The sequence below is a fragment of the Streptomyces glaucescens genome (genome assembly GCF_002154375.1).
GTDB classification, from domain to species: Bacteria; Actinomycetota; Actinomycetes; order Streptomycetales; family Streptomycetaceae; genus Streptomyces; species Streptomyces glaucescens.
Genome location: NZ_MUND01000024.1, coordinates 15,494 through 40,693 on the forward strand (window position 1 = coordinate 15,494; position 25,200 = coordinate 40,693).

The following is a 25,200-nucleotide window of genomic DNA, read 5'->3' on the forward strand; positions in this document are numbered from 1 at the left end:
GGCCGGGTTGGGGAGCGAAAAGCGGCCACGGCATGATGGTCGTATGCGAGCTGTGGTGCAGAGGGTGGACGGCGCGAGCGTCGTGGTGGACGGCCGGACCGTGGGGGAGATCGTCGGCGAGGGCCTGTGCGTGCTGGTGGGAGTGACGCACGAGGACACCAAGGAGAAGGCGGCCCAGCTGGCGCGCAAGCTCTGGTCCCTCCGGATGCTGCAGGACGAGAAGTCGTGCAGCGACATCGACGCCCCGCTGCTGGTGATCAGCCAGTTCACCCTCTATGGAGACGCCCGCAAGGGCCGCCGCCCCACCTGGAACGCCGCCGCGCCCGGTGACGTCGCCGAGCCGCTGGTCGACGAGGTGGTCGCCCAGCTGCGGGCGCTGGGCGCGACGGTGGAGACGGGCCGGTTCGGCGCGCAGATGCGGGTGTCGCTGACGAACGACGGCCCGTTCACCGTCCTGCTGGAGATCTAGGACCTACGGCGCGACGACGACTTCCTGGGCCGCCGCCGTGTCCCCGGCGACCAGCCGGGCGTCCACGGGCACGTTCCGCTTCACCAGGGCGAGGGCGACCGGGCCCAGCTCGTGATGGCGTACGGACGTGGTGATGAAGCCGATCTTCCGCCCGTCCGGGCCCTCGTCGGCGAGCCGGATCTCGGTGCCGGCCGGGGGCAGATGGACCTCGCTGCCGTCCAGGTGCAGGAAGACCAGCCGGCGCGGCGGCTTGCCCAGGTTCTGCACCCGGGCGACGGTCTCCTGACCCCGGTAGCAGCCCTTCTGCAGGTGTACGGCCGAGCCGATCCAGCCCAGCTCGTGCGGGATGGTCCGGTGGTCGGTCTCGAAGCCCAGGCGCGGCCGGTGGTGCTCGACGCGCAGCGCCTCGTACGCCAGCAGCCCGGCCGCGGGTCCGGCCTGCGCGGCGTACTCCTCCAGCCGTTCGCGCGGCAGGAAGAGATCGCGGCCGTACGCCGTCTGCCGTACGACGACACCGTCCGGGACCTCGGCGATGGACCCGGCGGGCAGCTGGACGACGGCGAAGTCCGCGGTGCGGTCGGCGACCTCCACCCGGTAGAAGAACTTCATCGACTCCAGGTACTGGATCAGCGCGTCCTGGGTGCCGGGTTCGATGTGCGCCCAGACCGTCTCGCCGTCGTCGACGAGGTACAGCGCGTGCTCGATGTGGCCGTGCGCGGAGAGGATCAGCGCCTCCGTGGCCTCACCCGTGGGCAGGTCGCTGACGTGCTGGGTGAGCAGCAGATGCAGCCAGCTCAGCCGGTCCTCGCCGGTGACGGTGACGACCCCGCGGTGCGACAGGTCGACGAAACCGGTGCCGGCGGCGAGGGCGCGCTGCTCGCGGAACAGGTCGCCGTAGTGGGCGGCGACGCCTTCGTCCACACCCTCGGCGGGGACCGCGCCGGGCAGGGACAGCAGGGGGCTCTTCATGGACCCAAGCCTACGACTCGGTACTTGAACCCTTCATGGAACAGTCCTCGCACCGGCCGAAGATCGCGAAGTGCTTCATGTCCGTGTCGAAGCCGAACTGCTCGCGCAGCTTCGCTGTGAACTCGGCGGCCACGCCCAGATCGGCCTCGATGACGTCGGAGCAGTCGCGGCACACCAGGTGGATGTGGTGGTGCCGGTCGGCCAGGTGGTACGTCGGCGCCCCGTGTCCGAGGTGGGCGTGGCTGACCAGCCCCAGCTCCTCCAGCAGCTCCAGGGTGCGGTAGACCGTGGAAATGTTGACCCCCGACGCCGTCTTCCTCACCTCGCTGAGGATGTCGTCGGGGGTCGCGTGCTCCAGGGTGTCCACGGCTTCGAGCACGAGTTGCCGCTGCGGGGTCAGCCGGTAGCCGCGCTGCCGCAGGTCGCTCTTCCAGTCGGTGCTCACCACACTGGAAGTCTAAGAGCTACTTGAAGAAGGCGATGCCGTCGTCCGGCATGTCGTCGGGCAGGGCCTTCGCCCAACGCTCGACGTCCTCCGGGGTGACGACCTTCTTCAGGTGCGCCGACATGTAGGGGCGCAGCTCGACCTCGGGGGTCTGCTTCTCGCCGACCCACATCAGGTCGCTCTTGACGTAGCCGTACAGGCGCTTGCCGCCGCTGTACGGCCGGGAGGCGGCGGTGCGGGCGACGGCGTCCGTGACCAGGTCGATCTGCGGCTTCTGGTGGGCCATCTCGCCGTACCAGATCTCGATGACGCCGTCGTCGCGGGTCATCGTGACCTCGACCTTGCGGTCCGCGTCGATCCGCCAGAAGCCGTGCTCCGACTCCAGCGGGCGCACCTTGTTGCCGTCCTTGTCCAGCACCCACGTGTGGGAGTGGTACTCGAGGAAGTCCCGGCCGTCGTGGGTGAAGCTGACCTCCTGCCCGAAGTTGCACTTCTCCGAGCCGGGGAAGTCGTGCACGCCCGCGCCCGCCCAGTTGCCGAGCAGGAAGGCGAGGGGGACCAGGTCCTTGTGGAGGTCGGACGGGATCTCGATCATGAGCAGAGGTTCCTCGGGGTGGTCAGCGCTGGCCCTGGTACAGCTTCTTCACGGTCAGACCGACGAAGGCGAGAACGCCGACGGCGACCAGGACCAGCAGGATTTCGAAGAAGAGCTCCACGGCGTGCTCCTTGTTGGGCGAGGGTGAGCGGTACACAAGGCCGTGCCCAGCTTACGCGGGTGCCTCGCGCACTACGATTCCGGCTATGGCGAAGAAGCTCGTGATCAAGGTGACGGCGGGGGCCGACGCTCCCGAGCGGTGCTCGCAGGCGTTCACGGTGGCGGCGGTGGCCGTGGCCAGCGGGGTGGACGTCTCCGTCTGGCTGACCGGCGAGTCCGCCTGGTTCGCGCTGCCCGGCCGGGCGGCCGAGTTCGAGCTGCCGCACGCGGCGCCGCTGCCCGACCTGATCGACTCGGTCCTCGCCGCGGGCCGGCTGACCCTGTGCACCCAGTGCGCGGCCCGGCGGGACATCACGGAGCAGGACGTCATCGAGGGCGTGCGGATCGCGGGCGCGCAGGTCTTCGTGCAGGAGGCGCTGGCGGAGGACGCCCAGGCGCTCGTCTACTGATCGTCCACGTAGAGGCAGAAGGGGTGGCCCGCCGGGTCCAGCAGGACCCGTACGTGCCCCTGCGGCTGGTACGCGGCCGGCCGGGCGCCCTCGGCGACGGCCCGGGCGGTCTCGCGTTCCAGGTCGTCGACCTCGATGTCGAGGTGGATCATCATCTGCTGCCGGTCCGGTCCGCTCGGCCAGACGGGCGGCGCGTAGTGGGGCTCGGTCTGGAAGGACAGTCCGGTGCCGCCGTCCGGCGGGCGGATGTGCACCCAGTCCGGCCCGTCCTCGCACACCCGCCAGCCGGGCAGCAGACGCAGGTAGAAGTCCGCCAGCTCACGCGCGCCCGGTGCGTCCAGGGTCGCCGCCACGAGTCTCATACGCCGGGGGTACCCGGCGCGGCGGGCCCGACGCCGGTCACGCGGGGGGCTTCCTGCCGTCCAGCTCGTCCCACCACTCGTCCGACTGAGGGTCGCCGGAGTATTCGTCCCACCAGCGGTCGTCGGGGCCGCGGCGGTTGGCGATCATCGCGGCGACCGGCGGGATCAGCATGGCGACGACGCACATGGCGACGGCCGCCTCGGTCGACCAGAGGCGGACGACTGCCCAGGCCAGCACGAAGAGCACCAGGCAGGTGCCCATCAGGGCGAAGTACGTGTGACGCCGCCGTGCGTACATGTGTCCAGCGTAGGCAGGGCCGCGGGCACGGAGAAGGGCCGCACCCCAGGCGTCCAACCCGGGGGGTGCGGCCCTTCCGCCGTACGGGTCCTCGTCAGACCGCGATCGCGACCTCGGCCAGGGCGCCCTTCTCGGCGACGACGACCGTGCGGTCGGCGGTGCCGCCGGGGACGAGGGCGCGGACGGTCCAGGTGCCCTCGGCCGCGTAGAAGCGGAACTGGCCCGTGGCGGAGGTGGGCACCTCCGCGGTGAACTCGCCGGTCGAGTCCAGGAGCCGGACGTAGCCGGTCACCGGCTCGCCGTCGCGGGTCACCTGGCCCTGGATGGTGGTCTCACCGGGCTTGATCGTCGAGGCGTCGGGGCCGCCGGCCTTCGCTCCACACATGTCTTTCTCCAAGAGGGGTCTGACCGGAAGGCCGGTCGGATCGGTTGCTTGCCGCGGATTACTTGTTGGCGCCCAGCTCGATCGGCACGCCGACGAGGGAGCCGTACTCCGTCCAGGAGCCGTCGTAGTTCTTGACGTTCTCCACGCCCAGCAGCTCGTGCAGGACGAACCAGGTCAGCGCGGAGCGCTCGCCGATGCGGCAGTAGGCGATGGTGTCCTTGGAGAGGTCGATGCTCTCCTCTTCGTAGAGCTTCTTCAGCTCGTCGTCCGACTTGAACGTGCCGTCGTCGTTGGCGTTCTTCGACCACGGGATGTTGCGGGCGCTCGGGACGTGGCCCGGGCGCTGCGACTGCTCCTGCGGCAGGTGGGCCGGGGCGAGCAGCTTGCCGGAGAACTCGTCGGGCGAGCGGACGTCGACGAGGTTCTGGCTGCCGATGGCGTTGACGACGTCGTCGCGGAAGGCGCGGATCGCGGTGTTCTGCGGCTTGGCCTTGTACTCGGTCGCCGGGCGCTCGGGCACCTCCTCGACCAGCTCGCGGGCGTCCAGCTCCCACTTCTTGCGGCCGCCGTCGAGGAGCTTGACGTTCTCGTGGCCGTAGAGCTTGAAGTACCAGTAGGCGTACGACGCGAACCAGTTGTTGTTGCCGCCGTAGAGGACCACCAGCGTGTCGTTGGCGATGCCCTTCGCCGAGAGGAGCTTCTCGAAGCCCTCCTGGTCGATGAAGTCGCGGCGGACCGGGTCCTGGAGGTCCTGCGTCCAGTCGATCCTGATCGCGTTGCGGATGTGGTTCTTGTCGTACGCGGACGTGTCCTCGTCGACCTCGACAATCGCGATGTCGGGGTTGTCGAGGTTGTCCTGCAGCCAGTCGGCGTCGACCAGGACGTCGCTGCGGCTCATGCTCTTTCTCCTCCGGGGCAGTTACGGCGGGGCGTGCGAGTGAGAGGCGTGCGCGAGGTGCCGCGGGGCGGCGCGGCGCACGGATGCCCTGGGCAGGGCGGGGGGTGAAGGCGGGAGGCGGTGCTGCCGCTCAGACGGTGCGACAGAGCATGGCGGCAACGCGGCACAGGTCCACTGCCCGCCGCTTGGTGAGATCCGCCTGTCGCTTCATGGCGTCGATCGTAGGGACGGACGGGCGGGCGTGTCACCGGTGTGTCGCATCGTGAGACACGATCGTCCGCATTGTGGGAACGCGAAGGTGCCCGGGCCGCCGTCGCACGGCTCCCGGGCACCCTTTTCCCCTGTCACCTCTGCGCATCGGACGGGGCGTCTCGCCTGTCGGACACACCGTGTCCACCGGCCCGCCGTCCGCCGCGTTCCTACCCGGCCAGCCGGACGTCCGAACCCTTCACCGAGATCTCCACGCCGTCCGCCGCCGCCTCGACCTTGTCCAGCCGGATACCGCCCGGCAGGTCGTCGATGGCCTGCTGGAAGTCGGTGATCCGGCGGACCGACTCCTCCGCCAGGTCGAGGCCCGCCAGCTGCGGCAGCGAGTCGGTGCGCACCTCGACCCGGTCGCCCTCGACCCTGACCGTGCTGAGCACGGAGAGCCGCTGGGTGCCCAGGACCGGGACGTCGGCCTCGACCCCGACCTTGATCTTGCCGTTGCCGCCGTCGGCGAGGCTCACCACGCGGGCGGTGATACCGGGCGCCACCTCGGTCGGCTCGGACTTGGCGGCCTTCAGCAGCTCGTCGTAGGCGATGGTGGCCGTGCCGGTGGCGGAGGCGGCCGTCGCGGAGCTGTAGTCGCCGGAGAACCGGACGCCCCGCATCCGCGCCTCCAGGTCGTCGATGCGGATCTTCTCCCCGTCGCCCGCCGCGGCCTCGTAGTCGTTCATGCCGACCTCGACCTCGTCCAGCTCGCTGCCCGCCAGCTGGGTCAGGAACGGGAAGCCGTTGATCGACACGTCCGGGGTGGAGGACAGGTTCTCAGCGGCCTTCAGCCGGTCCGCGACCTCCCCCTCGGCGAAGTGCACGGCGATACGGTCCACGGCCACGAAGAGTCCGCCGAGAATCACGACGACGATCAGAAGTATTCGCAGCGCGCGCATCTTTCCCCACTCTGGCCTTCGGCAACGACCGCCAACGTAACCCCGCCGGGTGGTCCGGCCGCGGGTTTGTGGATCGTTTGTGACAGGTGCCGCGCCGGGCCGGTCAGCCCAGCGCCCGGCCCAGCACCCACGCCACCGGCGCCGCGGCGCTCAGCGGCAGGGCGACGCCCGCGGTGAAGTGCACGAAACGGGACGGGTAGTCGTAGCTCGCGACCCGGTGGCCGATCAGGGCGCACACCGCGGCCGCCGCGCCGAGCAGGGCGCCCTGCGCCCCCACACCGGTCATGCCGCCCACCGCGATGCCCGCGCCCGCGGCGGCGAGCAGCGCGACGACCACGGACGCCGGGGTCGGCAGCGGCAGCGCGCGGGCCAGGACCGCGACCGCGACCGCCGCCGCGGCGATGGTCACCGCGTCGGGCTCGGCCGCCAGATAGCCGGTCGCCACGACCGCCAGCGCCGCCGAGACGACCGTGGCCATCAGGCCGTAGAGCCGTTCGTCCGGGTCGGCGTGCGAGCGGAGCTGGAGGACCAGCGACAGCAGCACCCAGACGCCGAGCGCGCCGAGGATCGCCGCCGGGCCGTGGTCGCGGCCCGCCACCAGCAGCGCCACGTCCGCCGTGAGCGCGCCCGCGAAGGCCAGTGCGATGCCCTGCCGGGCCGGCCACATGCCGTTCAGCCGGAACCAGCCGGCGGCGGTCACCGCCTGGAGGACGACGAGCGGCACCAGCAGCGCGTACGAGCCGGCCGCCGCCGCGCCGGACAGCAGCAGACCGAGCAGCGCGGTGAGCGCGGCGGGCTGCAGGCCGGGCTCGATGATCGGGGAGCGGCCCTCGGCACGGGCCCGCTGCGCCGCGGTGAGCACCGGCTGCGGCCCGGATGCGGGCTCCGGCGCCGTCACGGGTGCCGGGGGCTCGTGGGCCTGCTGCGGGGCGTACGGCTGGGGCTGCGGCGGCCGGCGCTCGGCGTGCTGCTGCTGGTGCGCGGCGTACTGCTGGGACTGCGGCGCGTACTCCGCCGTCGCCTGCTGGAGCCCGGTGTCCCAGGTCTGCCCCTCCCATTGCTGGGTGTACTGGGCGGCGGCGTACTGGTCCTGGTACGCGGGCTGCTGCTGGTACTGCTGATGCTGCCCGGGCTGCTGGTACTGCTGAGACTCGTGGTACTGCCCGGGCTGCTGGGGCTGCTGATAGGGGTCGTATCCCTCGTACCCCTGGTGCTGCTGCCCGGCGTACCCGTCGTACGGCTGCTGGTCGTTCATCGGTCTGGTCACCCTCCTGCGAACGGCGGGAGCACCTCGACCGTGCCGCCGTCGGCCAGCCGTACCGTGTCATGCCCGCGGGTCCCGACGGGATCTCCGTCGACGAGGAACGAGCAGCGCCGCAGCACGCGCGCGAGTTCGCCGGGGTGCCGCTCCCGCACCGCGGCGAGCGCGTCGGCGAGCGTGGCCGCCTCGCACCGTTCCTCGGCGACCCCGGCCGCGGCCTTCGCGGCGGCCCAGTAGCGCACCGTGACCTTTGCCATCTCGTCCCTCACGTCAGTCCACTCGTGCCACGGCCAGGCTAGGCCCTGCCGTCAAATTCCCGCCGCGCCGGCGGCCCAGTCCCCGATCCGGGCGAGCAGGGCCTCGTCGGTCGCGTGTTCGGCGTGGCCCATGCCGGGTTCGATCCAGAGTTCGCCGTGCTCGCCCGCCGCCGCGGCCAGCATGTACGGGTGGTCCAGCGGGAAGTAGCCGTCGCGGTCGCCGTGCACGACGAGCAGCGGGGTGGGGGCGATCCGCGGCACCGCCTCCACCGGGGAGAGCGGGACGGGGTCCCAGTCGCGGTGGTGGATGCGGGTGCGGAAGCCGTAGCGGCCGACCAGGCGGCCCGCCGGGCGGGTCACCAGCCAGTGCAGCCGGCGCATGGGGGCGGTGCCCCGGTAGTACCAGCGGGCCGGCGCGCTGACCGAGACCACCGCGGCCGGCTCCTGCTCCTGGTGCAGCGCCGCGTGCCGCAGCACCACCGAGCCGCCCATGGAGAACCCGACGGTCACCACGCGCGTGTGCCCGAGGCCGCGCGCCCAGTCCACGGCGGCGGCCAGGTCCAGCACCTCGCGGTCGCCGACGGTGGACCGGCCGCCGGAGGCGCCGTGGCCGCGGAAGGAGAAGGTGACGACGGCACCGTGGCGCGCGAGGGCGCGCGCGATCCGGCGCACGTGGGGGCGGCTCACGTCGCCGGTGAAGCCGTGCGCCATCACGAACACGAGATGACCGGCGGCGGGCCGGGAGGTGTCCGGGAAGCCCACGGCCGCCGGTTCGTACACGGCTTCGATCATCACTCCGTCGGCCGTGTGCAGGAACGTCCGCTTTCGTGCGGGTCCGCTCATCCGATTCGTCTCACGGTGTGGACGAACGGTGGATGACGGGGTGGATCGGGCCACATGACCTGCCGGACCTGAGCTCATGTGGGCTATTCTGCTGGGCAGAGGACTCGGGCAGCGCAGCCCCCGGGTCCTTTTGTGCTTTCGAAAGCGTTGTATACGACGCGGGAGACCGCGGGTGTACGGGGCCGTCCGATCGCATGAAGGGCAACGAAGCGGCCCCCGGGCCGCCGCGGATTCCCAGGGCGCGGGGAAGCCGCACCGTACGAAGCAGGGCCGCAAACTCCCCCACGGCGAAAGCGTGGGCGGTACCCCCATCGCAGGGACCGAGGAGGAACCAGACGTTATGGGCGAGCGAACCGTGCACGAACGTATGACGACGACCCAGGCAGGTGGGGCGCGATGAGTTCTCTGCTGCTTCTCACCAATGCCCTTCAGCCGTCGACGGAGGTGCTGCCCGCTCTCGGCCTGCTGCTGCACAACGTGCGGGTGGCCCCGGCGGAAGGGCCGGCCCTCGTCGACACCCCGGGTGCCGACGTCATCCTGATCGACGGCCGCCGCGACCTCCCGCAGGTCCGCAGTCTCTGCCAGCTGCTGCGCTCGACCGGGCCCGGCTGTCCGCTGATCCTCGTCGTGACCGAGGGCGGCCTCGCCGCCGTCACCGCCGACTGGGGCATCGACGACGTCCTCCTCGACACCGCCGGACCGGCCGAGGTGGAGGCGCGGCTGCGGCTCGCCATGGGCCGCCAGCAGATCGTGGCCGACGACTCCCCGATGGAGATCCGCAACGGCGACCTGTCGGTGGACGAGGCGACGTACTCCGCCAAGCTCAAGGGCCGGGTCCTCGACCTGACCTTCAAGGAGTTCGAGCTGCTGAAGTACCTCGCCCAGCACCCGGGCCGGGTCTTCACCCGCGCCCAGCTGCTCCAGGAGGTCTGGGGCTACGACTACTTCGGCGGCACCCGGACGGTCGACGTGCACGTACGGCGGCTGCGGGCCAAGCTCGGCCCGGAGCACGAGTCGCTCATCGGCACCGTCCGCAACGTCGGTTACCGGTTCGTCACCCCGGAGAAGGTGGAGCGCGCCGCGGAGGAGGCCAAGGCGAAGGCCGACCAGGCGAAGGCGGACAAGGCGGACAGCCTGCCCGCTCCCGTCGCCACCGAGGTCTGATGCGCGTACCGGTCCGCAAAACGGACACCGCGGGCCGGTACCCCGTACGGGTGTGGTCAAGGCGCAAGACGCCCTGCCCAGAGCGGGTCTCTCCGCGTAGACTCCGCGCGTGGCCAAGGTGACTCGGGATGATGTGGCGCGGCTGGCGGGAACTTCGACCGCCGTCGTCAGCTACGTCATCAACAACGGACCCCGGCCGGTCGCCCCGGCCACGCGCGAGCGCGTCCTCGCCGCGATCAAGGAACTGGGGTACCGGCCCGACCGGGTCGCCCAGGCCATGGCCTCCCGCCGCACCGACCTCATAGGCCTGATCATCCCCGACGCCCGCCAGCCCTTCTTCGGGGAGATGGCGCACGCGGTCGAACAGGCCGCCTCCGAGCGCGGGAAGATGGTCCTCGTCGGCAACACCGACTACGTCGGCGAGCGCGAGGTCCACTACCTGCGGGCCTTCCTCGGCATGCGGGTCTCCGGCCTGATCCTCGTCTCGCACGCGCTGAACGACCTCGCCGCCGCCGAGATCGAGGCCTGGGACGCGCGGATCGTGCTGCTGCACGAGCGCCCCGAGTCCATCGACGACGTCGCCGTCGTCACCGACGACCTGGGCGGCGCCCAGCTCGCCGTACGCCACCTCCTGGAGCACGGCTACGAGTACGTCGCCTGTATGGGCGGCACCGCCGAGACCCCCGCCGTCGGCGACCCCGTCTCCGATCACGTCGAGGGCTGGCGGCGCGCCATGGACGAGGCGGGCATCCCCACCGAGGGCCGGCTCTTCGAGGCGCCGTACAACCGCTACGACGCCTACCGGGTGGGCCTGGAGGTGCTGTCCGGGCCGGACCGTCCCCCGGCGATCTTCTGCTCCACCGACGACCAGGCCATCGGCCTGCTGCGCGCCGCCCGCGAGCTGCGCATCGACGTGCCCGGCGAGCTGGGGGTGGCCGGGTTCGACGACATCAAGGAGGCGGCCCTCGCCGACCCGCCCCTGACCACGGTCGCCTCGGACCGCTCGGCGATGGCGCGGGCCGCGGTGGACCTCGTCCTGGACGACGGGGTGCGGGTGACCGGCTCCCGGCGGGAGCGGCTGAAGGTGTTCCCGTCCCGGCTGGTGATACGGCGGTCCTGCGGCTGCGAGTGACCCCTCGCGGGGTCTTCGCGGCGCCCCCTTCGCGGCGCGGGTCACCACTGGGCGATGAGCGGCGTGTCCGGTTCGTGCCGCCGCCAGGCCTCGCCGAGGCGGACCAGGCGGGCGGGGGCGGCGATACCGCGCACGGTGACGATCCTGCCGTGGGCGAGGTCGAACGTGATGGCACCGACCACCTGATCGCCGAGCACGAAGAGGATGGCGGGGGCGCCGTTGACGAGCGCGTAGTGGACGGCGGGCGTGCCGCCGGCCAGGCGCCGCTTCGCGGGCGTGGGTGTGAGGCCGGCCCGGGCGACGGCGGCGATGCGCTGCGGGGTGTCGAACCGGAGCAGCCGCTCGGTCAGGCCCGCGCCGTCGGAGATCGCGGTCGCGTCGTCGGTGAGCAGCGCCACCAGCCGTTCGGTGCGGCCCGAGGAGGCCGCGACGAGGAACTCCTCGACGATCCCGCGGGCGGATTCCGGGTCGATCTCACCGCCTCGGCGGCGCGCGGCGGTGAGACGGCGCCGGGCCCGGTGGAGGTGCTGCTGGCTCGCGGACTCGGTGATGTCGAGGATCTCGGCGATCTCGGCGTGGCCGTGGGAGAACGCCTCGCGCAGGAGGTAGACGGCCCGCTCGACGGGTGACAGGCGCTCCATGAGGGTCAGTACGGCCAGGGAGACCGATTCGCGCTGCTCGAAGGTGTCGGCCGGGCCGAGCATCGGGTCGCCGTCGAGGAGCGGCTCGGGCAGCCAGGCGCCTACGGCGCGTTCGCGGCGGGACTGCGCCGAGCGGAGCCGGTCGAGGCACAGATGGGTGACGACCTTGGTCAGCCAGGCCTCCGGGACCTTGATCCGCTGCCGGTCGGCGGCCTGCCAGTGCAGGAACGCGTCCTGCACGGCGTCCTCGGCGTCGGCGGCGGAGCCCAGCAGGCGGTACGCCAGCGAGGCCAGCCGGTTCCGGCTGGCCTCGAACCGGCCGACGTCGAAGTGATCGGCGGCGGTGCCGTCCACGCGGACCACCCTAGGCGGCCACTCGCCGGGCGGCGGGCGCGTCCGGCACGGCGGCGGACAGCCGGCGCCTGCGCCGGGGCAGCCCGAAGGTCGGGTGCGAGGTGGCCCACAGCGACAGCGCGAGGATGCCCGCCTTGACCCGCGCGGCCTGCCGGCCGCCCAGGTACTTCGGCTTCGCCAGGCCCTCGCCGTCGACCAGCTGAAGGATCGCGTCCCGCCGGCCGAGGCTGATGTGGTTGGCCACGTACTCCAGCTTGACGTTCGTGATCTCGCGGCCGGTGAGGCGTCCCATGATCGCCTCCACGGCCTGCCGGCCGGTGTAGCCGGCCGAGGCGCACGACATCGGCAGCGGCCGGCCGTTGTCGCCGATGGCGTGGGCGCTGTCGCCCGCGGCGTAGACGTCCGGGTGGGAGACCGAGCGCATGGTGCGGTCGACGACGATCCGGCCGTTCTCGGTGACCTCCAGCCCGCTGGTGGCGGCGATGGGGTGGACCGCGAAGCCGGCCGCCCACACGGTCGCGTCGGACGCCAGGACGGTGCCGTCGGCGCACAGCACCCGCGTCGCCTCCACGGCTTCGACGGTGGTGTGCTCCAGGACGGTGACGCCCAGCCGGTCGCAGGCCCGGCGCAGGTGGCCGCGGGCTCCGGCGGAGAGCGGGGCGCCCAGTTCCCCGCGGGCGATCAGCGTCACCGACAGGCCGGGCCGGGACTCGGCGATCTCGGTGGCGGTCTCGATGCCGGTCAGTCCGTCGCCGACGACCAGCACGTTCCCGCCGCCCCGCCCGGCGAGGCCGTCCAGGCGGTCGCGCAGGCGCAGCGCCGAGGGCCGGCCGGTGACGTCGAGGGCGTGCTCGGCCACGCCGGGGACGTCGTGGTCGGCGACGTGGCTGCCGAGCGCGTAGACGAGGGTGTCGTAGCCGAGTTCGCCGCCGCCGTCGGCGTCGGCGAGGGCGACGGTGCGGCGTTCGGGATCGACGGTGGTCACCCGGGCCAGACGCAGCCGTATGCCGGTGCCCGCGAAGACGTCGGCGAGCTTCGGGGCCTCGATCCGCTGGCCGGCCGCGAGCTGGTGCAGCCGCAGCCGCTGGACGAAGTCCGGCCCGGCGTTGACCACGGTGATCTCGGTGTCCGCCGGGGACAGCCGGCGGGCCAGGTTCCCGGCCACGTAGGCCCCGGCGTATCCGGCGCCGAGGACGACGATGCGGTGCTTCATGTGCGGCTCCTGTCGGTTCGGTGGCTGCCGTGAGTTGAGCGGGACGGCGAGCCGATTCCTGACAGGAACGGGATGTGACCTGCGCCACAGAGTGGCAAAGGGTGGTGCCGTCGGCCGACGGCCCGGCCTTTATATCGGGCATACGAGGTTCTGCCGGGCTTCTCAGGCGGCACTCAGGTGGCTCTCATGGTCGGGCGTGAAGCTCATGGACATGACCGAGAGCAACGTGAACCCCGAGTGGCCGCCCCCTCCGGCGTACCAGCCGCGTCAGCCCACCGCGCTCCTGACGGAGCCCGTGTCCCGGCGGCGCACCAGGAAGCGCGGGCCCGTGGCCCTGCTCACCGCCGTCGCGATCGCGGCCGCGGCGGTCGGCGGCGGCACGGCCTACGGCATCCAGGAGCTGACCGACGGCTCCTCCACGGTGGCGGCCGGCTCGACCGGCACCGCTGTGGTCCCGGCCGGCCAGAAGGGCACGGTCGCCGGGGTCGCCGAGGCGGTCGGCCCGAGCATCGTCGAGATCAGCGCCACCTCCGGCGCCGGAACCTCCACCGGCTCCGGCGTGATCATCACCGGGGACGGCGAGATCATCACCAACAACCACGTCGTCTCCGGCGCCTCGCGGATCACCGTGACGACCAGCGACGGCAAGGAGTACACCGCCCGGACCGTCGGCACCGACAGCGGCAAGGACCTCGCCCTGATCGAGCTGGAGAACGCCTCCGGACTGCCGGCGGCCACCCTCGGCGACTCCTCCGCCGTACGGGTCGGCGACCAGGTCGTGGCCATCGGCTCCCCCGAGGGCCTGACCGGCACGGTGACCAGCGGCATCGTCTCCGCACTCGACCGCGACGTCACCGTCCCCACCGAGGAGGGGCAGCAACAGCAGCAGCCCGGCGGCGGCTGGCCGTTCGAGTTCGGCGGCCGGGAGTTCAACGGCGACACCGGCTCGTCCACCACGACGTACAAGGCCATCCAGACCGACGCGTCCCTCAACCCCGGCAACTCCGGCGGCGCGCTGATCGACATGAACGGCGACATCATCGGCATCAACTCCGCGATGTACTCCGCGAGCGGTTCCTCCTCGTCCGACGCGGGCAGTGTCGGACTCGGCTTCGCGATCCCGGTCGACACCGTCAAGGCCGACCTGGCGAAGCTGCGGGCCGGCGCCACCGACTGAGCGGACGTGCGACGCTGAGAACGTCAGCCCCGCCCGCCGCACCCACCCCGAGGAACCCACGCCATGAGCCCCGCCGAAGGCGACCGTGCCCCCCAGCGCATCCTGATCGTCGACGACGAGCCCGCGGTACGCGAAGCGCTCCAGCGCAGCCTGGCCTTCGAGGGATACGGCACCGAGGTCGCCGTCGACGGCGCGGACGCCCTGGAGAAGGCGGCCGCGTACCGGCCCGACCTCGTCGTCCTGGACATCCAGATGCCGCGCATGGACGGGCTGACCGCGGCCCGCCGGATCAGGGGCGCCGGGGACACCACGCCGATCCTCATGCTCACCGCCCGCGACACGGTCGGCGACCGGGTGACGGGGCTGGACGCCGGGGCGGACGACTACCTGGTCAAACCGTTCGAACTCGACGAACTCCTCGCCCGCATCCGGGCCCTGCTGCGGCGCAGCTCCTACGCGGCGGCGGTCGCGGGCGCCACGGCCGACGACAGCGAGGCGCTGACCTTCGCCGACCTGCGCATGGACCTCGCCACCCGCGAGGTCACCCGCGGCGGACGGGCGGTGGAGCTGACCCGGACCGAGTTCACCCTGCTGGAGATGTTCATGGCGCACCCGCGCCAGGTCCTCACCCGCGAGCAGATCCTCAAGGCCGTGTGGGGCTTCGACTTCGAGCCGTCGTCGAACTCCCTCGACGTGTACGTCATGTACCTGCGCCGCAAGACGGAGGCCGGGGGCGAGCCGCGGCTCGTGCACACCGTGCGCGGCGTCGGATACGTCCTGCGCCAGGGCGGCACCGAGTGAGCAAGGCGGTACGGCACCTGCGTGCGCTGCCGATCCGCTCCCGGCTCGCGCTGCTGGTGGCGGCGGCGGTGGCGTTCGCGGTCGCCGCGGTGTCGGTGACCTGCTGGTTCCTCGTGCGCGAGCGGCTGTACGGCCAGCTGGACGAGCAGCTGCGCAGCGAGCAGGTCTCCACCGGGCTGCTCCAGCTGATGCTGGACAACTGCCGGCAGGCCGAACCCCGGCAACTCCCCCTGCCTCCCAACTCCCCCATCGTCACGATCCTCTACTCGGACGGCAGCACCTGCACCAACCCGGGCATCGAGAGCGTCCCGGCGCAGGACGCCGACCTGGCCGTCGCCGACGGCGAGGCGGAGACGGCCATGCACTCCGGGAGGACCACCGGCGGCACGGCCGTCCGCGTCTACACCCGCCCGGTCGTCGACCGCGACACCCGCGAGGTGCAGCCCGGGATCGCCGTCTCCGTCGCCAAGCCGCTCGGGGACGTCACCAAGCCGCTCAACTCGCTGGCCTGGGTGCTGCTGGCCGTCTCCGGCATCGGAGTGGTCGGCGCGGGCGCCGCGGGCCTCGCGGTGGCGCGGGCCGGACTGCGCCCGGTGGACCGGCTGACCGAGGCGGTGGAGCACGTGGCCCGCACGGAGGACCTGACCATCCGCATCCCCGTCCAGGACGACGACGAGGACGAGATCGCCCGCCTCTCCCGCTCCTTCAACTCGATGACGTCCGCGCTGGCCAGCTCCCGCGACCTCCAGCAGCAGCTGATCGCGGACGCCGGCCACGAGCTGCGCACCCCGCTCACCTCGCTGCGCACCAACATCGAACTCCTCAGCCGCAGCGAGGAGACCGGCCGCCCGATCCCGGAGGCGGACCGCAAGGCGCTGCTCGCCTCGGTGAAGGCGCAGATGACGGAGCTGGCCGCGCTCATCGGCGACCTCCAGGAGCTGTCCCGCCCGGACACCGGCCAGCACGGCGGCCGGACCCAGGTGATCCCGTTCCAGGAGGCGGTGGAGTCGGCCCTGCGGCGGGCGAGGCTGCGCGGCCCGGAGCTGACGATCACGGCGGACGTGCGGCCGTGGTACGTGCGGGCTGAGCCGTCCGCGCTGGAGCGGGCGGTGGTCAACGTGCTGGACAACGCGGTGAAGTTCAGCCCCGGGGGCGGCCGGATCGACGTACGCCTCGCCGACGGCGTCCTCACCGTCCGCGACCACGGCCCCGGCATCCCCGCCGACGAACTCCCGCACGTCTTCGACCGCTTCTGGCGCAGCCCGAGCGCGCGGGCCCTGCCGGGTTCCGGCCTGGGTCTGTCGATCGTGGCCCGCACGGTGCAGCAGGCGGGCGGCGAGGTCGCCCTGACCCCGGCGGAGGGCGGCGGCACGGTGGTGACGATCCGCCTGCCGGGGGCACCGACGCCGCCGCCGGAGGACCTGCCGCCGGCCTGAGGGGACGGGACCCGAGGGGGCTGTCTCAGCCCTTGACGCCTGCCAGGAACGACGTCCAGCTATTCTCGCGGAACACGAGCACCGGGCCTCCCGAGAGCTTGCTGTCGCGGACGGGAACTGTGCCGGGGCCGCAATTGTCGGCGACCTCGACGCAGTCGTTGGCTCCCCCTTCGCTGTAGCTCGACTTGTGCCACACGGCGGTGCTGAGGTCAGGGGCTCGGTTCATGGGTGCGCGCTCCCTCCATCAGCCCTTGACGCCCGCGAGGAACGCCGACCAGGAATCCTCGCCGAACACCAGCACCGGGCCCGCGGAGAGCTTGCTGTCGCGGACCGGGACCGTGCCGGGGCAGTTGTCGGCGACCTCGACGCAGTTGTTGGCTCCCCCATCGCTGTAGGACGACTTACGCCACGCGGCGATGGTGAGGTCGGGAGTGTTCGTCATGATCGGTGCTCCCCCAGTACGCCCCTGATGAACGCGAGCGAGTCCGACGGGGGCAGCGCCAGGTCGCGGAGCCGATCGTAGGATGAGTGCTCTCGAAGGACCTGGTCCGGCTCCTCGATCAGCCGACCGCTGCTGTTGCCTTCTGTGTAGGCAACGGCGCTTCCGTCCCTCTGCCGGAGCAGCGTCAGGGACCCGTTCATATGGTGGTGCGCTCCCGCCGAGAACGGCAGTACCTGAAGCGCCACGTTGGGCCACAGCGCGGCAGCCTCGAGATGCAGCAGCTGAGCCTCCCAGGTCTTGCCCTGGGCAGCGGGGCGTCGCAGCGCGAACTCATCCACGACGACGCGCACTTCCGGTTCCGGCTTCTGCCTCAGCAGGTACTGACGACCGAGCCGAGCGGCCACCTGCTCCTCGACGGCCTCGTCACCGTCCGCCGTTGTCTGGGCGCCAGACAACACCTCCCGAGCGAAGTCCTCGGTCTGCAGAAGCCCTGGGACTCCCAGCGAGAACTGTCGCCTCCAAGGCCATGTACTCCTTGTACTGGTCCTTGAACGCATCCAGCCGAGCCGCCTTCCAGTGGCTCAACAGCAGGTCACCGGTGCCGTAGTAGCCGTCCAGGTCCTCCATGACCGTCACCTTGGACAGCCGCTCACCCGACTCCAGGCGGCTCAGATAGCTCTTCTCGTACCCGGTCTCGTCGGCCAGCTGCCCCAGTGACTTCCCGGTCTTCTCCCGCAGGACCCTGAGCGTCTGCCCGAGCATCACCCGCCCGGAAACCGGCTGAGCGTCAACCCTCTCGCCTACGTCACCCCTCCCCGTTGCCTGGGCGCCAGACAACACCGAACCTCTTCCGCAGCGTACGCGCGATCCGTGACCATCGAGGCACGAACGGTGATCACCGCTCGTCAACCACCCCTGCTACGCCCCGGAAGGGCACCGCCATGCCTCTGCGCCTCCGCCTGCGCCTCGCCGCGCTCTGCGAGACCGTCCTGCTCTCCCTCGTACGGCTCCTGCTGACCGCCGAGGGACGCCACCGCGCCACGGCGCCCCCGCGACCGCCGGCCCCGCCGCACTCCCCGCCCCGCGCCCTGGAGCCCGTCTGGCTCGACACCCCGCTCGTCCGCCCCTACCTGCTCGCCCGCGAAGGACGCCCCGTGGAGGTGTCCGCGTGAGGCTGCTCCCCTGGACGGGCGTCGACGGCAAGCCCTGCTACCTCAGCAGCGACGACCCGCACAGTCCGCTCTCCCGACTCGCCGACGACATCGAGGCCGCCCAACTGCGCTCAGCCACCGAGGTGCTGGCAGGTGCCAGGGCCGTCCTCGCCGACGCCAAGGCCGGTGAGCGGGCCGTGCGGTTCGCGCTCACCCGGGCCGCCGAGTCCCTGGAGGACGTGCTCCGGGTCGCGGTCAGCCGAGGTGCCCGCGTCGAGCCGGTGATCCGTCCGGACTGACCCGCACGAAGACCGCGTCCCTCGGTGACGTGCCCACCGCGATGGCCTTCCCGGGGTCCCAGCCCACCACTCGGTAGGCCGTGACCGAGGTGGCGGGGCCGGCCGGCTCCCCGGCGTTCGAGGTGTCGTCGCAGGGCGGCAGGACCGCGGTACCGATGTGCTCGGCCACCTCGAAGTCGACGTCGGCCCGGTCCGAGTACGTCCGCCCCTCGTAGCGCACCAGGTAGGCGCAGGACGCCGTCCCGTCGCCCCCGCCGCGCACCCGGTGAGCGCGAGCAGCAGCACCGCCGGTCCCCGTACGGCCTTCATCCGGGCCTCCTCCCGTCATCCACTCCGACGCCGGGGCCGCCGGTGGCTTTGTCTACGAGAACGAACAGCAGATGTTCACGAATTCGGGAGGACCACTATCCGCTGCTGTTCAATTGCGCGTCTTCGGAGAGTGAGCAGCGGCGTCGTCGGTAGCGCGGGCCGGTGATGTCCTTCCGTCCGGTCGGTGCCGGGTCAGATCCGTGTGCTGGTGGGTTCCAGTTGGGCCAGGACGTGGTCGAGGTCGGCGGCGAAGGTGTCCGGTCCGTTGCTGTCGGGGTCGCAGGTCTCGATGACGGCGTTGAGGGCGGCGAAGGCGGCGCCGACGAGGGCGCGGGTGACGACACGGTTGTCGGTTCCGGTGGGGCGGTCCAGGAGGACGTCGACGAGCCCGCGTTGGATGAGGTCCATCCGGTCGAGGTATGCGGCACGTAGGGCGGGGCTGGACTCGATGATCGAGTACATCAGCTTGGCCCGGTCGCGGTCGGATTGTTCGCCGCGGGAGGCGACGACGACCTCGAAGGCGTGGCGCAGGGATGTCCAGGGGTTCTCCGTGGCCGGTCGCGACCGCAGGACGTCCACCATGCGCTCGCCTTGCCGTTCGAAGTCGCTCAGGACCAGGTCCTCCTTCGTCCCGGCGTAGCGGAAGAAGGTCCGCTGGGAGATGCCCGCCCGCTCGGCGATGTGGTCGACCGTGGTGGCGTCGTAGCCCTGTTCCCGGAACAAGCACTCCGCCACCGCTGTGATCTCTGCATGGATGGCGCGACGTGCGACGTCGCGAACTCGGGACTGGACCATGCCACCATGCTAGCAGCCCGCATCTTTGGCAGTCACTGTCAGCTGTGACGTACAGTGCCTGATATGCCGGGTCGCCACCCCCGGGTCGCACGGCACTGCCATCACGAACGGGGTCGGGGTCGAGCCTCCTCGCGGGGCGACGCACGATTCCCGCGGCACCGACCGCAGAGCCCCCGGTGTCAGAAAGCGGCACTGCCCCCGGCCTGGCACCAGCGGGCCGGCGAAACGAACAGGAGAACCCATGGACATCACGGTCATCGGAACCGGGAACATCGGCAGCGAGCTCGCCCGTGTACTCGCGCGCGCCGGCCACACGCTCACCCTGGCCAACTCCCGCGGCCCGGAATCCCTGCGAGAGCTGGCCGACGAGCTCCACGCCCGCGCCGCAGCAACGATCGCCGACGCCGTCGCGCACGCCGACGTCATCGTGCTCTCGGTCCCTTTCGGGGTCATCCCCACGCTGGCCGGAGACCTGCGCCAGGCACCCGCCTCCACGGTCATCGTCGACATGACCAACCACTATCCGCTCGGCGGCTATGTCGCCGAGGGCCTCGGGGACACCACCGCCCAGAGCACCTGGATCAGCACGCAGATCGGCCGCCCCGTCATCAAGGCGTGGAACACCGTCTTCTCCCTCACCCTCGCCACTAACGGACAAGCCCAGGGACACCCCGACCGGATCGCTCTGCCCGTGGCCGGGGACGACACGGCCGCCAAGAAGGTGGTGATGCAGCTGGTCGAGGACACCGGGTTCGACGCCGTCGACGCAGGGCCGCTGTCCGAGTCCTGGCGCATGGAGCCCGGTTCCCCCGCCTACTGCACCGACCTCGACGCCGCGACCCTGCGAGCCGCGCTCGCCCGCGCCGACCGCGCACGCCTCGCCGGCGACCGGGATGAGGAGATCCGCCGGGTGTACACGCCGGGCACCGGGATCGACATGGTCAACGGCGTCCAGATCTACCGCGAGGTCACCGCGTAGAAGCCAACGGACGCGAACCGCCCCGCCCGGTCCGTCACCGGGCCGGGCGGTCCCAGCGCCGCTCCTCCCGCCGGCGTAGGCGACGGCCCGGACACGCTTGTCATCGGCTCGGGCAGCGACGGAACTCAGCCGGCATCGGGATCGTGACCGCCACAGTGCGTAACGCACCGTTCGAATCCCCACCGTGGCTGAGGCGCCTCCCGAAGTGGTGAACATCTGCTGTCGTTTCTCATGAACAGAGCCACGCCGGGTTCGTTCGGCCGGGCGGCAACCTTCCGGCGGCCGGCGGCGACTGTCCGTCGACCATCCCCACACACGGAACGGAACCCGCATGAGTGAGACGACCCGTGGAAAGCCCCGGCACCGCAGGCGCAGCACTACGGCGCTCGCCGTCGGTGTCCCCCTCGCCCTGACCGCCGCGGGTGTGCTCGTGGTCGGTGCGAACGCGCAGCACGAGGCGTCGGCGGCCGAGGTGCCCGCGTGGGCGACGGCCACCGCCGACGGCTTCGCCTCCGTGAACTCCCTCGGCCAGAACGGCACGTACGGCGGCCGGGGCGGACAGATCGTCACCGTGAAGACGCTCGCGGACCTGGAGAAGTACGCGACCGCCGAGGAGCCGTACGTCATCGTCGTCGCGGGGACGATCACCATGTCCCCGGCCGGCAAGGAGATCAAGGTCCGGTCCGACAAGACCATCGTGGGCTCCGGCACCTCGGGGCACATCGTCGGCGGCGGCTTCTTCCTCGGTCCCGGCGTGCACAACGTGATCATCCGGAACCTGACGATCCGGGACGCGTACCAGGGCGTCTGGAACGACAAGGACCACGACTACGACGCGATCCAGATGGACGGCGCCCACCATGTCTGGATCGACCACAACGACCTTCGGCACATGGCGGACGGGCTCATCGACGTCCGCAAGGACAGCACGAACGTCACGGTGTCCTGGAACAGGCTGAGCGACAACAACAAGACGTTCGGCATCGGCTGGACCGAGAACGTCAAGACGGACATCACGATCCACCACAACTGGATCCGCGAGACCGAGCAGCGCAACCCGTCCACGGACAACGCCGCCCACGCGCACCTCTACAACAACTTCCTTCAGGACACCCCGGGGACCGCCATCACGTCGTCCTACGGCAACTACTCCCGCGGGAGGACGAGCATGGTCCTGGAGAACTCCTACTTCCAGGGCGTGCGCAACCCGGTCATCAAGGACTCCACCGCCACCCTGGTCCAGCGCGGCAACGTCTTCTCCGGCACCACCGGGCGCAACGAGAGCGGCGGCACGGCCTTCGACCCGAAGACGTACTACGGCTACACCCTCGACAAGGCGGCCGACGTCCCCGCGCTGCTCAAGTCGGGCACGGGCCCGCGCGGTTCGATCGGGACCACCCCGGCCACGACCACCGCGGCCGCCGCGACCACCCTCACCGTCGCCAAGGACGGCTCCGGCCAGTACTCCACCGTCCAGGCGGCCGTGAACGCCGTCCCCGCGAACAACCCCTCACGGGTCGTCATCGCGGTCAAGCCGGGCACGTACCGCGAGACGGTGAAGGTCCCCTCGAACAAGCCCCACGTCACCATCCGGGGCACGGGCGCCAGCCGCAAGGACACGGTGATCGTCCACAACAACGCCTCCGGCACCCCCAAGCCGGGCGGCGGCACCTACGGCACCGGCGGCAGCGCCACCGTCGCCGTCGAGGCCGACGACTTCCAGGCCCGCAACCTGACCATCGCCAACGACTTCGACGAGAAGGCCAACCAGCACCTCTCCGGCCACCAGGCCGTCGCCCTGCGCACCGCAGCCGACAAGGTGTTCCTCGACGGCATCATCGTCGAGGGCGACCAGGACACGCTGCTCGTCGACACCGCCGCCAAGGACAGGCTGGGCCGGGTCTACATGACCAACTCCTACGTCACCGGCAACGTCGACTTCATCTTCGGCCGCGCCACCGCCGTGATCGACCGGTCCGTCATCACCCTGAAGAAGCGCTGGGACGGCACCTCCGCCGGATACGTCACCGCCCCGAGCACCGCCGCGAACCGCAAGGGCATCCTGATCGCCAACTCGGCGATCACCGGTGACGTGTCCGACCGCTCCTTCTACCTCGGCCGGCCCTGGCACGCGGGCGGCGACGCCACCCTCGACCCGCAGACCACGGTCCGCAACACCACCCTCAGCGCCGCGATCCGCACGGCGCCCTGGACGGACATGAGCGGCTTCTCCTGGAAGGACGACCGGTTCGCGGAGTACAGGAACACCGGCGCGGGCGCGGGCGCCGCAAGCTCCGACCGACCCCACCTGACCGACGCCCAGGCCACCGGCCAGGAGGTCGCGGACTGGCTGGGGGGCTGGACGCCCACGGCCTCCTAAAGGGGCGCGGGAGGCGGACCGTAGGCTGGGGATCATGCCGGACGACTCCCCTCTCATACAGAGTCTGCGAACGGCCGTCGCCGCCGCCCCCGCCGACGTACCGCTGCGGCTGCACCTGGCCGAACTGCTGCTGAACGCGGGACAGTCACAGGCCGCGGTCGCCGAGGCGGCCGTGGCCCTTCAGCACGCGCCGGGCGATGCCCAGGCCCGGGACCTGATGGCCCGGGCCATGGGCATACCCGGCCAGCCGCCTCCCGCCCGCCCCGCCTTCGACTGGAAAGCCGCCCAGGAGCAGGTCGGTGACGTCGTGCCGCCGCGGTTCGTCGAGGCGCCGGTGCGGGCGGACGGGCAGGACGATCCGGGCGACGCCGACGCCTGGGACGTCGAGAAGCCCGGCGCGGTGCGGCTGGCCGACGTGGGCGGCATGCAGGACGTCAAGGACCGGCTGGAAGCCGCCTTCCTCGCACCGCTGCGCAACCCCGAACTGCGCAAGCTGTACGGCAAGAGCCTGCGCGGCGGGCTGCTGCTGTACGGGCCGCCCGGGTGCGGGAAGACCTTCATCGCGCGGGCCGTCGCCGGGGAGCTGGGCGCCGCGTTCCTGTCCGTGTCGGTGAACGACGTGCTCGACATGTGGATCGGCAACTCCGAGCGCAACATGCACGAGATCTTCGAGACCGCCCGCCGCCAGGCGCCCTGCGTGGTGTTCCTGGACGAGCTGGACGCGCTCGGCGCCAAGCGCAGCCGCACCGCCCACAGCGGCATGCGCAACACCGTCAACCAGCTGCTCACCGAACTGGACGGCATCGACGCGGCGGCCAACGAGGGCGTGTTCGTGCTGGCCGCCACCAATGTGCCCTGGGATGTGGACAACGCCCTGCGGCGCCCCGGCCGGCTGGACCGCACGATCCTCGTCCTGCCGCCCGACGGGCCCGCCCGCGAGGCGATCCTCCGGTACCACCTGCGGGACCGGCCCATCGAGAACGTCGACCTCGGCAAGCTGGTCAAGGTCACCGACGGCCTGTCGGGCGCCGACCTGGCCCATCTCTGCGACGCCGCGGCCGAGCGGGCGCTGCTCGACTCGGCGCGCACCGGCACCGTCCGGCTGATCGGCATGAAGGACCTGCTGGCCGCGGCGAAGGACGTGGTGCCGTCCGCCGAGCCGTGGTTCGCCTCCGCGCGGAACGTGGCGATGTTCGCCAACGAGGGCGGGATGTACGACGACCTGGTGGCCTACCTGAAGAAGAGGCGCAAGCTGTGACCACCGCGCGGCACCCCGCCGTGGAGCGGGCCGACCTGCTCATCGACCTGGGACGGTACGACGAGGCCCGCCAACTGCTGGCCGAGCGGCTCGCCGAGGATCCCGAGGACATCCGGGCCTGGGTGAAGCTCGCCCGCAGCCATCTGGCCGGGGACGAGCAGGACGGGGCCACCGCACTGGAGGCGACCCAGCGGGCACTGACGCTGGACTCCTCGGACGTCGGGGCGATCGTCATGCACGCGCACGCCCTGCGCGCCGCGGGCCGCTTCCTGGAGACCGAGGACGTCCTGCGCGAGGCGATCCGCCTCGACCCCGGGAACTGGCACGCCCTCGCGCTGCTCGCCAACTGGCTGTGGCGCATCCGGGCCATCCGCTCCGGGCGGGCCAACGGCGGTCAGGGCCGGCGCGAGGACCACGTCGCCGCCCTGCGGGAGTCGGCCGAACTCGCCCAGGAGGCCATCCGGCTGGCCCCGGAGGAGGTGTACCCCTACGAGGTCGCCCGGCTGATCGCCGACATGGCGGGCGACCGGGCCGCCGCCGACCGGCTGGACGAGGCCATCCTCCGGCTCGACCCGCAGCACCCGGAGGCCCTGGCCCGGCGGACCGGGAAGGCGGCGTCCGCGCCCGGCGTGCCCGCCGCCCAGGCCGCCACGCTGTACGCCGACGCGCTCGCCGCCGCCCCGGACTCCGAGCCGATGCGGCAGGGCCTGGACGAGGCGTCCTACCGGCTGCTGCGCGGCATCCGCTGGCTCGCCCTGCTCTGCCTCGCCCTCGCCGGCGTGGGCGTCGACCTGTTCGCGACGGACGGTGAGACGCAGCGGGAGCTGCCGCTGCCGCTCGGCCAGCGGCTCTGGGACCTGGTGCCCATGGCCGTGGTGTGGACCCTGGGCGCCCTGCTGAGGTACCGCCGGCTGCGCGCCGGGGTCCGGGTCAACCTGCGCTCGCTGGTCCGCCGCCGCGTCTGGGCCCGGATCGTCCTCGGGCAGGCGGCGTGGGCGATGCTGTGCGCCATGCTCGTCGTCGAGGTCCCGTGGACGGAGCGCACGGTCCCGCAGGTGCTCTTCTGGGCGGGGCTGCTGCCGACCCTGGCGACGATGTGGTTCGACCGGAGGAGGACCGGCTGAGCCGGCCCGCCCGAGGCGAACGGCCTAGGCCGTGTCCGCAAAG

General features: G+C 71.8%; 33 protein-coding genes. 13 read left to right on the forward strand and 20 right to left on the reverse strand.

Going from position 1 to position 25,200, the window contains the following annotated elements; translation table 11 throughout:
* Positions 1–43 precede the first annotated feature (43 nt).
* Positions 44–469 carry a D-aminoacyl-tRNA deacylase gene (gene dtd, locus CCN42_RS01925; protein ID WP_086168910.1) on the forward strand — a complete coding sequence of 142 codons (426 nt, stop codon included), beginning with the start codon at positions 44–46 and terminating at the stop codon, positions 467–469.
* 3 nt (positions 470–472) lie between these two features.
* Here dtd and ygfZ read toward each other — a convergent pair whose 3' ends face one another.
* The 3 genes from ygfZ to CCN42_RS01940 are packed head-to-tail and all read right to left on the reverse strand — an operon-like array spanning position 473 to position 2,478.
* Positions 473–1,438 (reverse strand): CAF17-like 4Fe-4S cluster assembly/insertion protein YgfZ, encoded by a 966-nt coding sequence (gene ygfZ, locus CCN42_RS01930; RefSeq protein WP_086732768.1) that lies wholly within the window; start codon positions 1,436–1,438, stop codon positions 473–475.
* A gap of 10 nt (positions 1,439–1,448) precedes the next feature.
* Entirely contained in the window at positions 1,449–1,886 is a 438-nt protein-coding gene (locus CCN42_RS01935) for a Fur family transcriptional regulator (protein WP_086168912.1), read from the reverse strand.
* Between the two features lie 16 nt (positions 1,887–1,902).
* Positions 1,903–2,478 carry a heme-binding beta-barrel domain-containing protein gene (locus tag CCN42_RS01940; protein ID WP_086168913.1) on the reverse strand — a complete coding sequence of 192 codons (576 nt, stop codon included), beginning with the start codon at positions 2,476–2,478 and terminating at the stop codon, positions 1,903–1,905.
* 206 nt (positions 2,479–2,684) lie between these two features.
* On the opposite strand from CCN42_RS01940, the gene CCN42_RS01950 reads away from it, so the two are divergent.
* The gene (locus tag CCN42_RS01950) at positions 2,685–3,047 is read left to right on the forward strand and encodes a DsrE family protein (RefSeq protein WP_043502053.1); all 363 of its coding nucleotides are present in this window, start codon (positions 2,685–2,687) and stop codon (positions 3,045–3,047) included.
* Here the strand turns inward: CCN42_RS01950 and CCN42_RS01955 are convergent.
* From CCN42_RS01955 to CCN42_RS01990, 9 genes are all read right to left on the reverse strand, one after another.
* Positions 3,041–3,409 (reverse strand): VOC family protein, encoded by a 369-nt coding sequence (locus CCN42_RS01955; protein ID WP_086732769.1) that lies wholly within the window; start codon positions 3,407–3,409, stop codon positions 3,041–3,043. The genes CCN42_RS01950 and CCN42_RS01955 overlap by 7 nt on opposite strands.
* Positions 3,410–3,446: 37 nt before the next feature.
* Positions 3,447–3,707, reverse strand: a complete 261-nt coding sequence (locus CCN42_RS01960) for a DUF3099 domain-containing protein (protein ID WP_086732770.1) — start codon at positions 3,705–3,707, stop codon at positions 3,447–3,449.
* A gap of 94 nt (positions 3,708–3,801) precedes the next feature.
* Positions 3,802–4,092, reverse strand: coding sequence for a DUF1416 domain-containing protein (locus tag CCN42_RS01965; protein WP_043502058.1), 291 nt, complete (start codon positions 4,090–4,092; stop codon positions 3,802–3,804).
* 58 nt (positions 4,093–4,150) lie between these two features.
* On the reverse strand, positions 4,151–4,990 hold the full coding sequence (locus CCN42_RS01970) for a sulfurtransferase (protein ID WP_086732771.1): 840 nt from the start codon (positions 4,988–4,990) through the stop codon (positions 4,151–4,153).
* Positions 4,991–5,120: 130 nt separating this feature from the next.
* A complete protein-coding gene (locus CCN42_RS46020) occupies positions 5,121–5,201 on the reverse strand; it encodes a putative leader peptide (RefSeq protein WP_350203226.1) in 81 nt (26 codons plus the stop codon).
* A 208-nt stretch (positions 5,202–5,409) separates the two neighbouring features.
* Positions 5,410–6,141, reverse strand: a complete 732-nt coding sequence (locus tag CCN42_RS01975) for an LmeA family phospholipid-binding protein (protein ID WP_086732772.1) — start codon at positions 6,139–6,141, stop codon at positions 5,410–5,412.
* A 103-nt stretch (positions 6,142–6,244) separates the two neighbouring features.
* Complete coding sequence (locus CCN42_RS01980; RefSeq protein WP_086732773.1) at positions 6,245–7,396, reverse strand: hypothetical protein; 1,152 nt, start codon at positions 7,394–7,396, stop codon at positions 6,245–6,247.
* Between the two features lie 8 nt (positions 7,397–7,404).
* A complete protein-coding gene (locus CCN42_RS01985; RefSeq protein WP_086732797.1) occupies positions 7,405–7,659 on the reverse strand; it encodes a MoaD/ThiS family protein in 255 nt (84 codons plus the stop codon).
* Positions 7,660–7,710: 51 nt separating this feature from the next.
* Complete coding sequence (locus tag CCN42_RS01990) at positions 7,711–8,580, reverse strand: alpha/beta hydrolase (protein ID WP_107427531.1); 870 nt, start codon at positions 8,578–8,580, stop codon at positions 7,711–7,713.
* A gap of 318 nt (positions 8,581–8,898) precedes the next feature.
* On the opposite strand from CCN42_RS01990, the gene CCN42_RS01995 reads away from it, so the two are divergent.
* A complete protein-coding gene (locus CCN42_RS01995; protein ID WP_086732775.1) occupies positions 8,899–9,666 on the forward strand; it encodes a response regulator transcription factor in 768 nt (255 codons plus the stop codon).
* 109 nt (positions 9,667–9,775) lie between these two features.
* Positions 9,776–10,798 carry a LacI family DNA-binding transcriptional regulator gene (locus tag CCN42_RS02000; RefSeq protein ID WP_086168922.1) on the forward strand — a complete coding sequence of 341 codons (1,023 nt, stop codon included), beginning with the start codon at positions 9,776–9,778 and terminating at the stop codon, positions 10,796–10,798.
* A 41-nt stretch (positions 10,799–10,839) separates the two neighbouring features.
* Here CCN42_RS02000 and CCN42_RS02005 read toward each other — a convergent pair whose 3' ends face one another.
* Complete coding sequence (locus CCN42_RS02005) at positions 10,840–11,793, reverse strand: sigma-70 family RNA polymerase sigma factor (protein ID WP_211294612.1); 954 nt, start codon at positions 11,791–11,793, stop codon at positions 10,840–10,842.
* Positions 11,794–11,803: 10 nt separating this feature from the next.
* A complete protein-coding gene (locus tag CCN42_RS02010; protein ID WP_086732777.1) occupies positions 11,804–13,006 on the reverse strand; it encodes an NAD(P)/FAD-dependent oxidoreductase in 1,203 nt (400 codons plus the stop codon).
* A gap of 205 nt (positions 13,007–13,211) precedes the next feature.
* Here CCN42_RS02010 and CCN42_RS02015 point away from each other — a divergent pair, with 205 nt between their 5' ends.
* The 3 genes from CCN42_RS02015 (at position 13,212) to CCN42_RS02025 (ending at position 16,420) form a co-directional block, all read left to right on the forward strand.
* On the forward strand, positions 13,212–14,183 hold the full coding sequence (locus tag CCN42_RS02015; RefSeq protein ID WP_086732798.1) for a S1C family serine protease: 972 nt from the start codon (positions 13,212–13,214) through the stop codon (positions 14,181–14,183).
* Between the two features lie 63 nt (positions 14,184–14,246).
* Positions 14,247–14,984, forward strand: coding sequence for a response regulator transcription factor (locus tag CCN42_RS02020; protein ID WP_086732778.1), 738 nt, complete (start codon positions 14,247–14,249; stop codon positions 14,982–14,984).
* Complete coding sequence (locus CCN42_RS02025; RefSeq protein ID WP_086732779.1) at positions 14,981–16,420, forward strand: sensor histidine kinase; 1,440 nt, start codon at positions 14,981–14,983, stop codon at positions 16,418–16,420. Before CCN42_RS02020 ends, CCN42_RS02025 begins: the two co-directional genes overlap by 4 nt.
* Before the next feature lie 25 nt (positions 16,421–16,445).
* Here the strand turns inward: CCN42_RS02025 and CCN42_RS02030 are convergent, their stop codons facing one another.
* The 4 genes from CCN42_RS02030 to CCN42_RS45840 are packed head-to-tail and all read right to left on the reverse strand — an operon-like array spanning position 16,446 to position 17,699.
* The gene (locus CCN42_RS02030; protein WP_086732780.1) at positions 16,446–16,646 is read right to left on the reverse strand and encodes a DUF397 domain-containing protein; all 201 of its coding nucleotides are present in this window, start codon (positions 16,644–16,646) and stop codon (positions 16,446–16,448) included.
* A gap of 18 nt (positions 16,647–16,664) precedes the next feature.
* Complete coding sequence (locus CCN42_RS02035) at positions 16,665–16,862, reverse strand: DUF397 domain-containing protein (protein WP_086732781.1); 198 nt, start codon at positions 16,860–16,862, stop codon at positions 16,665–16,667.
* Positions 16,859–17,320: a DUF5753 domain-containing protein gene (locus tag CCN42_RS45835; protein WP_339384289.1), complete on the reverse strand. Its 462-nt coding sequence runs from the start codon at positions 17,318–17,320 to the stop codon at positions 16,859–16,861. Before CCN42_RS45835 ends, CCN42_RS02035 begins: the two co-directional genes overlap by 4 nt.
* Positions 17,286–17,699 carry a helix-turn-helix domain-containing protein gene (locus CCN42_RS45840; protein WP_339384290.1) on the reverse strand — a complete coding sequence of 138 codons (414 nt, stop codon included), beginning with the start codon at positions 17,697–17,699 and terminating at the stop codon, positions 17,286–17,288. The genes CCN42_RS45835 and CCN42_RS45840 overlap by 35 nt, the downstream gene beginning before the upstream one ends.
* 104 nt (positions 17,700–17,803) lie before the next feature.
* Between CCN42_RS45840 and CCN42_RS42405 the strand changes: the two genes are divergently transcribed.
* The gene (locus CCN42_RS42405; RefSeq protein ID WP_086732782.1) at positions 17,804–18,034 is read left to right on the forward strand and encodes a hypothetical protein; all 231 of its coding nucleotides are present in this window, start codon (positions 17,804–17,806) and stop codon (positions 18,032–18,034) included.
* Positions 18,031–18,312 carry a hypothetical protein gene (locus CCN42_RS02050; RefSeq protein WP_086732783.1) on the forward strand — a complete coding sequence of 94 codons (282 nt, stop codon included), beginning with the start codon at positions 18,031–18,033 and terminating at the stop codon, positions 18,310–18,312. The genes CCN42_RS42405 and CCN42_RS02050 overlap by 4 nt, the downstream gene beginning before the upstream one ends.
* Here the strand turns inward: CCN42_RS02050 and CCN42_RS02055 are convergent.
* The gene (locus tag CCN42_RS02055; RefSeq protein ID WP_086732784.1) at positions 18,269–18,574 is read right to left on the reverse strand and encodes a DUF6281 family protein; all 306 of its coding nucleotides are present in this window, start codon (positions 18,572–18,574) and stop codon (positions 18,269–18,271) included. The genes CCN42_RS02050 and CCN42_RS02055 overlap by 44 nt on opposite strands.
* Positions 18,575–18,813: 239 nt before the next feature.
* Positions 18,814–19,356, reverse strand: a complete 543-nt coding sequence (locus CCN42_RS02060) for a TetR/AcrR family transcriptional regulator (RefSeq protein WP_158102045.1) — start codon at positions 19,354–19,356, stop codon at positions 18,814–18,816.
* Between the two features lie 301 nt (positions 19,357–19,657).
* Here CCN42_RS02060 and CCN42_RS02065 point away from each other — a divergent pair, with 301 nt between their 5' ends.
* From CCN42_RS02065 to CCN42_RS02080, 4 genes are all read left to right on the forward strand, one after another.
* The gene (locus CCN42_RS02065; RefSeq protein WP_086732786.1) at positions 19,658–20,395 is read left to right on the forward strand and encodes an NADPH-dependent F420 reductase; all 738 of its coding nucleotides are present in this window, start codon (positions 19,658–19,660) and stop codon (positions 20,393–20,395) included.
* A gap of 331 nt (positions 20,396–20,726) precedes the next feature.
* Positions 20,727–22,775: a pectinesterase family protein gene (locus tag CCN42_RS02070; protein ID WP_086732787.1), complete on the forward strand. Its 2,049-nt coding sequence runs from the start codon at positions 20,727–20,729 to the stop codon at positions 22,773–22,775.
* A 34-nt stretch (positions 22,776–22,809) separates the two neighbouring features.
* Positions 22,810–24,033, forward strand: coding sequence for an ATP-binding protein (locus CCN42_RS02075; protein ID WP_086732788.1), 1,224 nt, complete (start codon positions 22,810–22,812; stop codon positions 24,031–24,033).
* Positions 24,030–25,157: a tetratricopeptide repeat protein gene (locus CCN42_RS02080; RefSeq protein ID WP_245877105.1), complete on the forward strand. Its 1,128-nt coding sequence runs from the start codon at positions 24,030–24,032 to the stop codon at positions 25,155–25,157. The genes CCN42_RS02075 and CCN42_RS02080 overlap by 4 nt, the downstream gene beginning before the upstream one ends.
* Positions 25,158–25,200 lie beyond the last annotated feature (43 nt).